This window comes from Streptomyces ochraceiscleroticus, from assembly GCF_000720485.1.
GTDB classification, from domain to species: Bacteria; Actinomycetota; Actinomycetes; order Streptomycetales; family Streptomycetaceae; genus Streptomyces; species Streptomyces ochraceiscleroticus.
Window position 1 is genome coordinate 33,063 of record NZ_JOAX01000007.1, and the last position, 13,871, is coordinate 46,933.

Here is a 13,871-nt window from a genome sequence, read left to right on the forward strand (position 1 = left end):
CACCATGCCCGCAGGCAACATCAACATCGACTACAACGAGATCCAGCGCGTCTCCGGCGTGATGAAGCAGGCCGTCAACGACATCAACCCGCTGCTGCTGAGCACCAAGACCTCCGTCGAGGGCCTGCTGGACAACGGCCTGTTCATGCAGCAGAGCAGCCCGGCGCTGAAGGAGTCCTACAGCAACCTCACCGCGTCGCTGCAGAAGGCGGTGGAGAGCATCAACTCCTTCGCCAACCAGTTCAACCAGATCAAGAACAGCATCGAGAAGATGGACCTGGACATCGCGACCGGCACCAAGAACGCCGGCTGACGGACCGCACAACACGGGCCGCACAACGCGACGGTGCCCCGCCACCGGACCAGAAGTCCGGCGGCGGGGCACCGTCGTACGGTCAGCCGGCGTCTCCGTCGCGCAGCACCGTCTCCGGCACCAGCACCGACACCAGCGCGCCGGTCACCGGGTCCACGGTCAGGCCGCGGCCCGGCGTCGGACGGCCCCGCAACAGGTCGTACGGAACCCGCACGCCGAGGATGTCGCCCTCGCCCGGCGACTGCGGCGACAGCAGCACGCCCTTGCGGACCCGCCGTACCAGGCCGAGCCAGCCGATGCCCACCGAGGTCAGCGTCTCGGCGGTGGCAGCGGCGACCAGTCCGATGCCGCGGTCCCGGCCGGTGGTGGCGACCTCCCGCAGCGCCGCGTCGGCGGCGGGCAGTTGGGCGAGCAGGTCGGCGTCGTCGACCAGGACCACGGCGGGCCCCGGTTCGGCGTTCAGCGCCGCGGTCACCTCGTCGGCCAGCGGGTCCGGGTCCTGGATGACCACGGCCCGCGGGTGCCGGGCCAGGCCCCGCAGCGGCGATTCGCGCGGGGTGAGCGCGACCACCCGGGTGCCGCCGGCCAGCAGCGACACCGCGAGCGTGGTGAGCGCGGTGGACCGGCCGCTGCCGGGCGGGCCGCTGACGAGGAAGGACGGCGCGTCGGCCACGAAGTCCACGCCAATGGCGCCCAGATCGTCGCCGCCGACGCCGAGCAGTCCCCACAGGGGGCGCCGGTCGGCCGCCGGAACCTTCTCGTACGCGTCGGTGAACGACACCTGGCGGGGCAGGCTCAGAACGCGCGCGGGGCGGCGCGCTGCGGGCAGGTCGCGGTCGCGCAGCGCGGCCCGCTCCCCGATCCGCTTGAGCGCCTCGGCCTGGTCACGTCCGGTGACCGGCGCCCCCTGTCCCTGTAGGGCCTGCTCGCCGAGCAGGGCGACCTGCACCTCGGTGGCGCTGCCACCGCGCCAGCCGCGGCCCTGCGGGACGACGGCCGGCACCTGCTTCGGCGGGATGCCCGCCAGGCTGTACTCGTTGCGGTCGGTCAGCCTGAGCAGCAGCCGCTCGTCGTTGAGCGAGGCGACCTTGCCGGTCAGCAGCGCCCGTTCGGACGTGGCGACGATGTGCAGACCCATCGGCGCGCCCTCGCGGATCAGCGCGGTCAGCTCATGCATCGGCCGGCCGCCGTCGTGCTCGCCGAGCAGGGCGGCCAACGAGTCCCAGCCGTCGATCAGGACGACGACGTGGGCGGGGCGTTCGGCGGGCGGCAGCAGGCCGCGCAGCTCGGTGAGGTTGGCCGCGCCGTGGGAGGTGAGCAGTTCCTGGCGCGCGCCCATCTCGGTGGTCAGCCGGGTCAGCAGGCGGCCCAGCCGTTCCAGGTCGGCGCGCGGCACGACGGCGCCGCAGTGCGGCAGTTCGGCCAGCGCTGCCAGCGCGCCGCCGGCCGCGTCGATGCCGTACAGGTGCACGTCGGCGCTGGAGTGCCGACGGGCCAGCGCGCCGCCTATGGTGCGCAGCACCTGGGAGCGGCCGGAGCGCGGGGTGCCCAGGACGTACAGGTGCCCGAAGCGGGTCAGGTCCAGGTCCAGGGGCTCCTGGCGCTGGGCGCCCGGCAGGTCGGCCAGGCCCCAGACGACCGGCGCGAGGCGCCCGTCGGCCGGGTCGGGCCGCTCGGGCAGTTCGGCCAGGCTCACCGCGTTCGGCAGCGCGGGCAGCCAGGGGCTGGGCTGCCGCTCGATCTCCAGCTGAGCGGCGGCTTCCTGGACAGCGTCGACCAGGGCCGTCAGGTCGGTGGGTGCGTCGGCGCGGTCCATCGCCTCCTGGATGGCGTCGAAGAGGTCGGCGGTCTCCTCGACGGGTTCGGCCGCCGTACGGCCCAGCAGCGACCAGGTCAGTTCGCTGGTCCAGACGCCGGCCTGGGCCTCCGCACCCGGCCCGGTGCCCGCTCCCGTGGCCCCGGTGTCCGCGGCCGCGGCCTGTCCGTCGTCGCGTACGGCGCCGACGAAGGCGGTCTGGAACGGGAGCACCGAGCGGTGCCCGATCCGGGCCAGGGCGCGGCCCGGGGTGTCGCTGGAGATGCTCACCGCGTCGTTGACCTCCAGGACGTCCTGGCTGTCGAGGGCGTCGGTGACGCGCAGCGAGATCCGCAGGTTGGTGTTGGCGCGGATGTCGGCGGTGACCACACCGGCCGGTCGCTGGGTGGCGAGCAGCAGGTGCAGACCGAGCGAGCGGCCGCGCTGGGCGATGCTGACCAGCCCTGGCACGAACTCGGGCACGTCGCGGGCGAGGGTGGCGAACTCGTCGATGATGAGCAGCAGCCTCGGCAGCGGCGCGAGCGCGGGGTCGCGGCGGCGCATCGCCCGGTACTCGGTGTGGTCCTTGGCGCCCGCGTCGGCCAGGAGGCGTTCGCGGCGGGTCAGTTCGGCGCTCAGCGAGGTCAGCGCCCGCTCGACCAGGTGGCTGTCCAGGTCGGTGACCATGCCGAGGACGTGCGGCAGCCGCTCGCAGCCGGCGAAGGCGCTGCCGCCCTTGTAGTCGACGAGGACGAACGTCATCTCGTCCGGCCGGTTGACCGCCGCCAGGGAGGCCACCAGCGTCTGGAGGAGTTCGGACTTGCCGGCGCCGGTGGTGCCCGCGATCAGGCCGTGCGGGCCGTCCTTGACCAGGTCGAAGGTGACCGGCCCGGTGTAGCCGGTGCCGAGCAGGACGCCGGTGGAGGCCGGGCGCTTGGTCCAGCGGGCGGCCAGTTCGGCGGCCCGCGGCGGTTCCAGGCCGAGCAGGTCCAGCAGCTTGACGCGGTCCGGCAGGCCGTCCGAGCCGTCCGGGGTGACGTCGCGTACGGGGGCCAGGGCCCGGCCGATCCGCTCGCACCAGCCGGTGTCCACCAGGTCGGGCCGGATGCCGGTGATGTCGGCGCTGCCGGTACGGCGCAGTGTCACCTCGCGGGCGCCGACCGCGCAGACGGTGACGCACTCCTCGGGGAGCATCCGCTCCTCCTGGTCGAGGCAGATCAGGAACACCCTGACGGCCGGGCCCTCCTTGAGCACCTGCACCACGCCGGGCACGTCGCGCAGCCGCCGCGCGCCGTCCAGGACGACGACGAGGTCGGGTTCGGCCAGCAACGCGCCGCCCATCGCCGACTCACGGGAGCGGGCCCGGGAACGGATCGCGGAGACCAGTTCGGAGACCCGGTTGGCGACCGTCTCCGGGTCGTTGCCGATGGTCACGGTGGGCCCGCCGGACGACGGCGCGGCGACGCCGCCCTCGCCGGGGCGGGCGTGCGGCAGCCAGCGCACCCACTGCCAGGCGGGGGCGCCCGCCGCGTCGGTGAGCACGGTGATCCGGACGTCGCGCGGGCTGTGCAGGATCGCGGCCTGCGCGACGGTCCAGCGGGCCAGCGCCCGGGCCGCGTCCGTCTCGCCCGAGATGCCGACGACACCGTCCCCGCACAGGTTCACGCCGACCGGCATGTCGGGGATCTGCCAGTTGACGGAGCGGTGGTTGTCCTCGCGGGACGCGTCCTCGATGGTCAGCAGCGATGCCTGGCGTACGGTGCCGACGCGCAGCAGCAGGTGGTCGGAGTGGCCGCGGCGGCGTTCCCACAGCCGGGCGCCGGGGCCGACGGCCCACATGCCGGCGGCGGCCGGGTCGGGTCCGGCGGCGACCCGCAGGCCGCGCTCGCGCGCGACCATGTCCTTGACGTCCTCCTCCAGCGAGGCGCGCCGGGCCCGGTAGTTGGCGACCGAGGTCAGGAAGTCGCGCCAGCCGCTCCGCTTGGAGCTGATCCAGTTGCCGATGGCGAGCACCGGGCTGAAGAACGCGAACATCAAGTAGAAGTACGAGTGCAGGAAGACGACCATGCCGACGCCCATGAACATCGGCGCGATCACGACCAGCAGCGGGATGGTGCGCCGGGCCGGCGGTACCGGCGGCGAGGGCAGCGTGAACCGTTCCGGCACCAGCGGCGGCACGATCCGCGGCGGCCGGTTGAAGTCCAGGTACGCGCCGTCCTCGGAGGCCGTCACGGCGGCGTCCGCCTCGGTGGGCTCGGCCACCCGCAGCAGGTACTCGCCCATCCGCAGCTCACCGCCGAGCGGCCACTCCGCCCAGCCCTCGGGGACAGCGGCGTGCGTGTCGGCGTAGGGGTCGGGGAGTTCGGGCGGCGGCGGGGGCGGCAGCGGGGTGTCGTCGGCGCGGGGCCGGGCGGGCGGCGGTTCGGGCACGGACAGGCGTACGCCGGTGCGGGGGCCGGGCCCCGTGCCGCCGTCCGCCGGCGCGCTGCCGCCGGACGCGGGCCCACCGGCCGCCGGGGCGGTGTTCAGCAGCACGGTGCCGTCCGGGCGAACGGTGATGCGGATGCCGTCGGCGGGCACTTCACGGCCATCTAGCCGCACCGAACTGCCTGCCGCCGGGCCGACGGTGTGCGTACCGCAGTCCAGGGGCCAGACCCGTCCGGCGCCGCGCCCGCCGATCAGCTGGAGTTCCACGCGCGGTGCGCGCGGCAGCCGCTCGCCGTCGGCGGAACGGGACGGCGGCGGCAGGTCGGCGCGGCCGGGCCCGTAACCGCCGTCGGGCTCGGGCGGTACCGGACCGCCGAGACCGAGCGTGGCGCCGTCCCGTATGCCGGTGGCGGCCAACGGCAGGTCGGCGGGGAGTTCGCGGTCTTCGAGGAAGAGCGCGGGCGCCGTGCCGGCGGTCGGGTGCTCGCCGGCGAGGCGTGCGGCCAGTGCGCCGACGGTGGTCGAGCCCGGGGCGTCCAGGACCAGGTCGCGCCGCTCGGCGGTGGCGTGCGGGGAGCCGGACCGGGCCGGAGCGGAGGTTTCCGGGGCGGCTGGAGCGATGGTGACGAAGAGTCTCACGGGGTACGAGGAGTCCGTTCCTGGGGATCGCCGGAGGCGGCGGGGTCGGATTCGGCGTCGGAGCGGTCGGAGGCGGCGGACACCCCGGCCGGGCCGGGCGCGGGGGCGGCGGCCCGGGGCTCGGCCAGGTCCGGTTCCGCGAAGTCGAAGTCGTCCTCCACGGCGGAGCCCGCCTCGGACGGGTGGTCGGGGCCGGCCGCGCCGCGGGCCGTGCGGGGTTCGGGTGCCGTGGTGGCCGGTCGCCCGGGCACGTCCGGGCGCTGCGCGGGAGCAGGTACGGCGGAGGCCGCCGGAGCAGTCGCCCCCGGAGCAAGCACACTCGGCGCGGGCTCATCGAAGTCGGCATGGCGAGCAGCGGCTCCGCGCGGTATGCCTTCGGCACCGCTGTCCGCCGCGCGTGGTGCCTCGGTGGGCCGGGCGGCCGGCCCGGGACGGCCGGCCGGCGCCTGCTCACGTACCGGCTCGGTGCCGTCCGGCGCGGGCTCGGACTTGCGGAGTTGCGGCATGGCCGGGGCGGTTTCCCGGACGGGCCCGGCGGCCGGGACGCCAGGTCCGGCATCCGTGCCTGCGCCCGTCCCGGTACCGGCGTCCGGCAGCACGCAGTGCGGCGCGGGGAGTCCCCGCCGTACCGCGCGGGCCACGGCCCGGCCGAGTGCGGGCGACTCCACGTCCACCTGCGGCCCGGGCCCCAGCAGCCGGCCGTCCGGCTCGGCGTGCAGGACCCAGCAGGCACCCGGCAGCCGGCCGCCGGCCAGCACGCGGGCCTGCCCTCGCGCGCACAGCTCCGCGAGCCGGGCCGATTGTGCGGGCGTCGGCGCCCAGCAGACCACCACCGGCACCGCTGCTTCCGGCACCTCTGATTCCGTCGCTCGCTCCTGCGCTGCCTGCCGGCCCGCCAGTTCCGCGAGGATGTCGTCCAGCGGGCGCCCGGGGAATCGCGGGTGCACACCGGAGGCGACCTGGACCGGCGGGCCGTCCGGTATCCGGTCCACCTGCGCGGCCAGCGCCTGGAGCACGCTGCGGGAGACCCGCGTGTCGCCCTCGATGCTCAGCGCGGCGGGGCCGCGCAGCCAGTCGACGAGGACGACGCCCGGCGCCTTGCGGTCCACACCCAGGACGAGCGGCATCCGTACGGTGCGGCCGAGGCCGGCAGGCCGCGTCCGTACCGCATCGGCCGGCGCGGCCCAGGTCCACTTCCCCGGCTCGTCCGCCGCGTCCGCCCAGGGCAGCACCGGACCGGCGGATCCGGCCGGGTCACGGCCCGCGACGACGACGCGGACGCGGTCCCCGGCCCGGGACAGTTGGACGGCGGGCACGTAGCAGCCGTCCCCCGCGTCCGCGTCCGCGCGGTCGAGGGCCGCCCGCACCACGTCGCCGGCAGCCGGGTCGGCGAAGTACCCGGCCAGCATCCGGGCACAGCGCCGGTGCCGCAGGTAGGCGCGCAGCGGCGCGGTGAACGCCCGTGCGGTCATCCGCACCTCCCACGCGATCCGGCGGCAGGTACGGCGGAAGCCGCCCTGCCTGCTCACGGTGCGGACGAGGAGCCAGACGAGCAGGACCAGGGCGACGAGGAAGCCGATGAGGATCAGCCAGGAGTTGCGGTCCGGCATGCCGAGGGCCAGCGGTACCGGGGACTGCGCCGGTGCCGCCACGGCCGCCGCGCCCGAAGACGCGGTGTGGCTGGAGAGACTCACGCGCACTCCCGCGCGGCGAGCGCGGCGGCCTGCCGCAGGTGGTGCATCGCGTGGTGCAGCCGGGACTTCACCGTGCCGGACGGAATGCCCAGGGCGTGCGCCGTATCGGGGCCGGAACAGCCGAGCAGGTATGTGTACACCAGAACCTCTCGATGGGGACGGGACAGTTGGGCGAGCAACTCGACGACGTGCGTCCGCTCCACGACGCGTGCGGTCTCGTCCGCGAGAACGGCCGTCTCCGGCGGCAGCCCGGTCGGCACCGCAGGGCGGGAGCTGTCACGCCGGCTCCAGTCGATCACGACGTTGCGGGCGACCTTGAACAGCCAGGGCAGACTCGGCTCCCACCCCGCCTCGCGCCGGGCACCGCGGGCGCGGGAGGCCTCACTCTTGAGCCAGGCGCGCAACAGTGCTTCCTGGACGACGTCCTCCGCGCGCTGCGGGTCGGCGGGCAACAGGCCGGTGACATACCGTAACAACGACTGACGGTACGTCAGGACCAGTGCGGTGATGCGCTCCTCGGCGGACGGGCGGGCAGCCGGCGGAGAGGCCGGCGCGGGGCGACCCGGCCCGGCGGCGGCAGCAGGACCCGGGGCCGATATCGCCGGTTCGCTCATCGATGCGCTGCCTCAGGGGTGTTCGGGGGTGCCGGGCCGTGCTCCGACCGGGATAAGTGGTTGCCGTGACCACATACCCCAGCCTAATCAGCGGCCACCGAACGCGGCAAAACCCGGGGGTGAACCGGCACTTCCCTGCCGGACCCAAACACCCCCATGATGGTGCAAAGTTTAATATTTGACACCGACTCAGGCAGCCGACAGGGCCCGCCTTCTGCAGCCGGAGTCCGCGAGGGGTCTCGCCGGGCTGCGCCCCTCCGGCCGCCCGCAACTACTCAGGGTCGGCCTTCTCCCCCGACAACCGACCGGAGCTCTCAGCGACTCGGAGGTATACCCCGGCACCACCGACGAGCGTCGATGCATCAATGTCCCAAGACGGTAAAGCCTTCCCGGGCTTGAAGATCCAAGCCTCACTCAATTTCACTGAATAGCCAGCCCAAAACGTTTCTCCAGAATTTCGTACGCACGTGCATTCATGTGTTATATGCACTCATCACACAAAGCCGCTCAGGCCCCGCTATGCTCACTGCCGCGCAGCTGGTTGTGGCGGTTTCCACACGTCCCTGCCGACTGCCGCAATGCCGTAATGCCGTCCATCGCGCGAGGGCTCGGGCGTCCTGGGACCCGGCTCCGTGCGCGGAATGCGAACTCGGAATGCCCTGCGTCCACGCGTTGGTGAGCGTGTACCGAAATGCATCGACCCTGTTCACATTCCTGCGTTCCTTCACCCCCTTCTCCTGGCGTCCGTATGTGCCGTGCATGACGCCCTGTCCCTCTCCATTAGCGCTCTGAGGATGCCGATGGTTCGTGCCGATTCGCCACCCGGAAGGCCGGGGCGTACTTCCGCCGCAATGTGGCTGCTGCCACCCGCACTACTGTCCATATGTACAGCCGTGGCCGTGTCGTTGACGCCCTCGGTGGCCCGCGCCCACACCGCCTGGACCGGCGTCATCGCCACGGCGGTGGTGGCCATCGCCGCCGGGGAGGCGGCGCGCAGGGGACGTGTGATCGCCACACTGCGCAGGCAGCGCGTCGAGAGTGAGGCGATGCTGCAACGGCAACTGGCCGAGCAGGAGACCGAAACAGTACGGATGGCCAAGGAGATCCTGCCCGCGGCCATGGCGCAGCTTCAGCAGGGCGTCCCGGTCGAAAACGTACTGCGCAACACCTGCCGCGTGTCCCGCGTCAGCCCCCGCTTCGAAGCCGCACACCATGCGGTGCTCCGATACGTCCTCCAGGCCGTCGAGGCCGAGGAGGATCTGCGTGACTCCGCCCAGCGAGCCTTCGTCAACATCGCCCGACGGGTCCAGGCCATCGTTCATCAACAGGCCCAGGAACTCAGGGAGATGGAGGACCGCCACGGCAATGATCCGGACGTCTTCGGCGACTTGCTGCACCTCGATCACAGGACCGCGCTGATCGGCCGGCTGGCGGACAGCATCGCCGTGCTCGGCGGGGCCCGGCCGGGGCGTCAGTGGCAGAAGAACATTCCGCTGTTCAATGTGTTGCGCGGCGCCATGTCCCGGATCACCGATTACCAGCGTGTCGATCTGCACTCGGTGGCCGACGTCGGAGTTCTCGGACGCGCGGTCGAACCACTGATCCACGCCGTGTCCGAGCTGCTGGACAACGCCACTCGCTATTCACCGCCACAGACACGGGTTCATCTGACCGCGACAGAGGTCCAGTCCGGGGTGGCCGTCGAGATCGAGGACGCCGGGCTCGGCCTGACCGATGAAGCCCGGATCCGCGCCGAGCGGGCCCTGGCACAGGACTCAGCCGGCGGACTGGACCTCGACGACCTGGGCGAGTCACCACGACTCGGCCTTGCAGTGGTCGGCCGGCTTTCCCACACGAACAACTTCAAAGTCTCCCTCCGCGCATCTGCGTACGGCGGGGTACGCGTCGTCCTGATCGTCCCGCCGGGCCTGATCACCACGACACCTGCGCCCGGCGGAGCTGTCGCCAAGGCCGCCACCCTGCCGCCGCCCCGTCACACCCTCGGACCGGAGCGCCGCTACGGCGCGGTTGTTGAGGAACCGGTGCCCACAGACGCTCCGTGCCCCGCCAATGGCCTCCCGCAACGCAGACGCCGTACTCGCGCAGTGGTTCCCCCCGTGCGGCCGAGGCCCGCAGCCTTCCCCACCGCCGACTCCCCGCCCCCGGCGCCGGTCGAGCAACCCCCACAGGCCGGGATGTGGCTGGCCGCCTTCCACGAGGGCGCCTACGGCGTCTCCCGAGCCGATTCCCCGGTGGATCGTCCCGATGGCCTGCGCGATGGCGAGAGTCCAAGCAGTAACTGAGCCATTAGGTAAGGATGAATAAGCAAGTGGCGACACAGCAACGGCTCAATATGGACTGGATGCTGGAGGAGTTGGCATCCAGTGTTCCGCAGACTCGAAATGTCGTGGTGCTGTCCTCGGACGGCTTGTGCATGGCACAGTTCGGTACGGAAAAAGACACCGCGGATCGCCTGGCCGCCGCCTGTGCCGGACTGCAAAGCCTGTCGGCGGCCGTCGGTGCGGAATTCCCGCACGGCGACGGAAGAATGAAACTCGTAGTCATCGAGGTAGACGGCGGCTTCTTCTATCTGATGGCAGCCGGCGCCGGAGCGTACCTGGCAGTGCTGGCCGATGACGACGTGGATGCCGGGCTCATCGGACAGCGTATGCGGGACCTGGTCGCGCGCATCGGTCAGCACCTCACCAGCCCGCCGCGGGCCGACCGGCAGGTTCCATGAGCGACCCGGAACAGCCACAGCGCCCGGACTGGGAAGAGGGCGGTCCCGAACGGCTCTACGTCATCACGTCCGGCCGGGACCTGCCCGACAAGCGCTCCCCGCTGGACATGGTCACGCTGATCGTGAGCCGGAACGAGGCCGGCGTGAGCATGCAGCCCGAACAGGCCGCCATCGTCCACATATGCGACTATCCGCTGTCCGTCGCCGAGATCTCCGCCTATCTCCATCTGCCGGTCAGCGTGATCGCGGTACTGCTCACGGATCTGCTGTCGAACGGCCATGTCGAAGCCCGGGTACCGGCCCCGGCCAAGTTGCCCGATGTCGCCCTTTTGGAGGCGGTGATGCATGGACTTCAGAAGCTCTGAACCCGTCGTCGGTCCCCGGAGCGAGGACGCCCTGCCGGCCTCGGTCACCTCGGCGGTGAAGGTGGTGGTCGTCGGCGGCTTCGGAGTCGGTAAGACCACCATGGTCGGAGCGGTCAGTGAGATCAGGCCGCTGACCACCGAGGAGACCATGACCCAGGCGAGTGCCGGGGTGGACGACATCGCCGGCATCGAGCGCAAGTCCGAGACCACCGTGGCGATGGACTTCGGCCGGATCACCCTCAATGACGAGCTGGTGCTGTACCTGTTCGGCACCCCGGGCCAGCAGCGATTCTGGTTCCTGTGGAACGGCCTCTTCGAAGGCGCACTGGGCGCGGTGGTCCTGATCGACACCCGGCGGCTGGAAGACAGCTTCGACGTGATGGGCCGGCTCGAGGAACGTGGCACGCCTTTCGTCGTCGCCATCAACGCCTTCCCGGACGCCCCCTCCCACCCCGTGGCCGAACTCCGAGCGGCCCTGGACATCCCCGATGACGTACCGGTCATCGATTGTGATGCCCGCAAGCGCGGCTCCAGCCGTGATGCCCTGCTGACCCTCATGCGTTACCTGCACACCCTCACCACCACAACCCCGGAGCCATGGTGACCGCCTCTTTCTCCGACCCGTCCCGCACCACGTCAGCATCCGAGCCGCCTCCGGAGTGTCCGGCACACGCCCGGTTCGGGGACCCTGCCGGCCTTGCGCGGCTTCTCGGACCCGAGGCGGCCGAGAACCCCATGAGCCTGTACGAGCGATTGCGCGCCGAGCACGGGCCCGTCGCGCCCGTCCTGCTGGACGGCGACCTGCCGGCCTGGCTCGTCCTCGGTTACCGCGAGATCCTGGAGGTCGCCGGTACACCCTCCCGGTTCAGCCGCGACTCCCGCACCTGGCGCTGGTTCAGGGAGGGCAAGGTTCCGCCGGATTCCCCGCTGCTCCCGATGATCGCTTGGCAGCCGGTCTGTCTGTTCCTCGACGGTGCGGAGCGCGACCGGCTGCGCCTGGCGGTCACCGACAGCCTGGAGCGCTTCAACCGCCGCGGAATCCGACGCCAGATCACCCGCTCCGCCCACCAGTTGATCGACGGCTTCGCCGGCCGGGGAGCAGCGGATCTGGTGGGCGACTTCTCGGAGCAACTGCCCATGCTCGTGATGACACAGCTCCTGGGAATGCCCGACGAGTACGGCCCGCGGCTGGTCGAAGCCAGCAGAGACATGGTGGCGGGCACCGAGACGTCGGTGGCCAGCAACGAGTTCATCGTGGAGACTCTCCAGCAGCTCGTGCGGCGCAAGCGGGGAAACACCGGCCACGACATCACGTCCTGGCTGATCGAGCACCCCTCCGCGCTCACCGATGAGGAGGTGTGGAATCACCTGCGGGTCATCCTCATCGCCGGGAACGAAACCACTGTCAACCTCCTCAAGAGCACCCTGCGAATGGTGCTGACCGACCCCCGCTGCCACGCGTCGCTGGCCGGCGGACAGATGACCCTGCCCGACGTGGTGGAGCAGGTCCTGTGGAGCGAACCGCCACTCATGACCATCCCCGGTCGCTGGGCTGCCGTGGACACGGAGATCGGCGGTCAGAAGGTCGAGGCGGGCGACATGCTGCTGCTCGGTCTGGCCGCCGGGAACCACGACCCGGCCGTCCGGCCGGACCCCACGGCTCCCCTGCACGGAAACCGTTCGCATCTCGCCTTCAGCAGCGGCCCGCAGGAGTGCCCCGGCCAGAACATCGGCCGCGCCATCACCGACACCGGCATCGACACTCTGCTGGCGCGGCTGCCCGACGTGGGTCTGAGCATTCCCGAGGAGGAGCTGCGCTGGAAATCGGGCTGGATGACGCGCCACCTGACCAGCCTCCCGGTGACATTCACCAGGCCGCGGTCCGGCAGTGCGGTCACGGCCGCCGCTCCGGTCGGCGTCGGCGCGGCGGCCGAGGGGCCGCTGCGGGACGGTACGGACAGCGCTTCGCGTCCCGCTGCCGCGCTCCCCGTACCGTATCCGCCGCCCCCGGCCCTCAGGAGGCGAGCATCGTGGTGGGACTCCCTGAAGGGATGGCTACGCGGCCGGTGACGCGGAAGTAAGGTCGGCAACGGACCTTTCCATCCGGTTCAGCGCCTCTTCCAGCATTCCCCGGGAAGTGGCATAGCTGATACGGACGTTGCCTTCGGCGGCCGGTCCGAACCATTCGGTGGTGCCGGCCACTACTGCCACCCGGGCTTCCGCCAGCAGGAATTCAGCCATCGCCCGGCTGTCCAGCCCGGTGGAAGAGATGTCGGGGAACAGGACGAACGTCCCGTCCGGGCGGGAGCACGATATGCCGGGGATCGCGTTCAGCCGTTCCACGCAGTAGTTCCGCGTCTCGTGCAGATGCTTCACGAAGGAATCGTGCCAGGGCCAGCCGTGCCGCAGTGCCGCCAGCGCACCGACCTGCGTGAAGGGGGTCAGGCTGTACGCGGCACCGAGACACTGGAAGGTGAGCTGCAAATTGACCGCCGCTCTCGCGTCCGGGGCGATGACGAACCCCATCCTCAGCCCGGGCAGCGCGAATGTCTTCGAGAGCCCGGTCACCGTATAGATCTGCTGGCTTTCCGCAGTATCCAGGCCGGCCATGCTGACGTGCGCCGCGGGCGGGTACACGATCTCATTCCACACCTCGTCGGAAAGTATCGGCACACCATGCTTCTCCGCTGTCTCCGCTATCGTCCGGAGCGTCGCCTCGGTGAAGACCGTACCCAGGGGGTTGTGCGGATTGCACAGACAGATCAGGGCAGTGCGCGGAGTGATCAGAGACGCGAGTCGGTCCGGATCGAGCCGCCCCGTGTCCTTGTCGACCGGGCAATAGACCCGCCGGGCCCCCGCGGCATCAATGGCTTGGCCGAAGAGCAGGTCAACCGGGTCCAGCAGTATGCACTCATCGCCTTCTCCGCAGAGAAGACGCACCACTCCCCAGAGTGCGGACGCCGTACCAGGGGTCAGCACCACGCGATCGGGAGCCGCACTGATTCCGTACCGAGCCTCGGCCACGTCGGAGTACGTTTCCCGGAGTTCATCGAGTCCCGCGGGTGAGGCATAGGGGAAGTAGCCATCGGAAAGAGAACGGGCGAGGGCATCCGTGACCGCTTGAGGCCCGGGAAAGTCCGGTTCCGCTGCCGTCAGCGGGATGACGTCGGGCGGGTAAGCACCCCACCGGATATGTGATCGACGCCGCAGTAGATCGGGCCGGACCCTCGCGTCACCGAACAGTGACCCGAGCGGTCCGGTCGCGGCATGGAACGGCATGAGGA

At 71.5% G+C, this 13,871-nt stretch carries 10 protein-coding genes; 6 read left to right on the plus strand and 4 right to left on the minus strand.

Translation table 11 applies throughout. From position 1 onward, the window contains the following. The first annotated feature begins 4 nt into the window (after positions 1–4). Positions 5–313 (plus strand): hypothetical protein, encoded by a 309-nt coding sequence (locus IG84_RS0111155; protein ID WP_030253916.1) that lies wholly within the window; start codon positions 5–7, stop codon positions 311–313. An 82-nt stretch (positions 314–395) separates the two neighbouring features. Here IG84_RS0111155 and IG84_RS0111160 read toward each other — a convergent pair whose 3' ends face one another. The 3 genes from IG84_RS0111160 to IG84_RS0111170 are packed head-to-tail and all read right to left on the minus strand — an operon-like array spanning position 396 to position 7,482. Next, positions 396–5,174 carry an FtsK/SpoIIIE domain-containing protein gene (locus tag IG84_RS0111160; protein ID WP_078648755.1) on the minus strand — a complete coding sequence of 1,593 codons (4,779 nt, stop codon included), beginning with the start codon at positions 5,172–5,174 and terminating at the stop codon, positions 396–398. Continuing rightward, positions 5,171–6,868, minus strand: a complete 1,698-nt coding sequence (locus IG84_RS41805) for a hypothetical protein (RefSeq protein ID WP_078648756.1) — start codon at positions 6,866–6,868, stop codon at positions 5,171–5,173. Before IG84_RS41805 ends, IG84_RS0111160 begins: the two co-directional genes overlap by 4 nt. Beyond that, positions 6,865–7,482 carry a sigma-70 family RNA polymerase sigma factor gene (locus IG84_RS0111170; RefSeq protein ID WP_078648757.1) on the minus strand — a complete coding sequence of 206 codons (618 nt, stop codon included), beginning with the start codon at positions 7,480–7,482 and terminating at the stop codon, positions 6,865–6,867. Before IG84_RS0111170 ends, IG84_RS41805 begins: the two co-directional genes overlap by 4 nt. Positions 7,483–8,333: 851 nt before the next feature. Here IG84_RS0111170 and IG84_RS0111175 point away from each other — a divergent pair. Genes IG84_RS0111175 through IG84_RS0111195 form a run of 5 tightly spaced genes read left to right on the plus strand, consistent with a single transcriptional unit; the run spans position 8,334 to position 12,657 of the window. Next, positions 8,334–9,785, plus strand: a complete 1,452-nt coding sequence (locus tag IG84_RS0111175; protein ID WP_245659307.1) for an ATP-binding protein — start codon at positions 8,334–8,336, stop codon at positions 9,783–9,785. Between the two features lie 14 nt (positions 9,786–9,799). Continuing rightward, the gene (locus tag IG84_RS0111180) at positions 9,800–10,222 is read left to right on the plus strand and encodes a roadblock/LC7 domain-containing protein (RefSeq protein ID WP_037799958.1); all 423 of its coding nucleotides are present in this window, start codon (positions 9,800–9,802) and stop codon (positions 10,220–10,222) included. Beyond that, entirely contained in the window at positions 10,219–10,587 is a 369-nt protein-coding gene (locus tag IG84_RS0111185) for a DUF742 domain-containing protein (RefSeq protein ID WP_031054533.1), read from the plus strand. The genes IG84_RS0111180 and IG84_RS0111185 overlap by 4 nt, the downstream gene beginning before the upstream one ends. Further along, positions 10,568–11,191: a GTP-binding protein gene (locus tag IG84_RS0111190; RefSeq protein WP_031054535.1), complete on the plus strand. Its 624-nt coding sequence runs from the start codon at positions 10,568–10,570 to the stop codon at positions 11,189–11,191. Before IG84_RS0111185 ends, IG84_RS0111190 begins: the two co-directional genes overlap by 20 nt. Next, positions 11,185–12,657 (plus strand): cytochrome P450, encoded by a 1,473-nt coding sequence (locus IG84_RS0111195; RefSeq protein WP_051861614.1) that lies wholly within the window; start codon positions 11,185–11,187, stop codon positions 12,655–12,657. Before IG84_RS0111190 ends, IG84_RS0111195 begins: the two co-directional genes overlap by 7 nt. Here the strand turns inward: IG84_RS0111195 and IG84_RS0111200 are convergent. Further along, entirely contained in the window at positions 12,643–13,866 is a 1,224-nt protein-coding gene (locus tag IG84_RS0111200) for a pyridoxal phosphate-dependent aminotransferase (RefSeq protein WP_031054537.1), read from the minus strand. The genes IG84_RS0111195 and IG84_RS0111200 overlap by 15 nt on opposite strands. Positions 13,867–13,871 lie beyond the last annotated feature (5 nt).

What these genes read in the sequence shown, in the direction of transcription:
- IG84_RS0111155 (WP_030253916.1), top strand. Translation starts at nt 5, where the DNA reads ATGCCCGCAGGCAACATCAACATCGACTACAACGAGATCCAGCGCGTC.
- IG84_RS0111180 (WP_037799958.1), top strand. Translation starts at nt 9,800, where the DNA reads ATGAATAAGCAAGTGGCGACACAGCAACGGCTCAATATGGACTGGATG.
- IG84_RS0111200 (WP_031054537.1), bottom strand. Translation starts at nt 13,866, where the DNA reads ATGCCGTTCCATGCCGCGACCGGACCGCTCGGGTCACTGTTCGGTGAC.
- IG84_RS0111175 (WP_245659307.1), top strand. Translation starts at nt 8,334, where the DNA reads ATGTGGCTGCTGCCACCCGCACTACTGTCCATATGTACAGCCGTGGCC.
- IG84_RS0111185 (WP_031054533.1), top strand. Translation starts at nt 10,219, where the DNA reads ATGAGCGACCCGGAACAGCCACAGCGCCCGGACTGGGAAGAGGGCGGT.
- IG84_RS0111190 (WP_031054535.1), top strand. Translation starts at nt 10,568, where the DNA reads ATGGACTTCAGAAGCTCTGAACCCGTCGTCGGTCCCCGGAGCGAGGAC.
- IG84_RS0111195 (WP_051861614.1), top strand. Translation starts at nt 11,185, where the DNA reads ATGGTGACCGCCTCTTTCTCCGACCCGTCCCGCACCACGTCAGCATCC.
- IG84_RS0111170 (WP_078648757.1), bottom strand. Translation starts at nt 7,482, where the DNA reads ATGAGCGAACCGGCGATATCGGCCCCGGGTCCTGCTGCCGCCGCCGGG.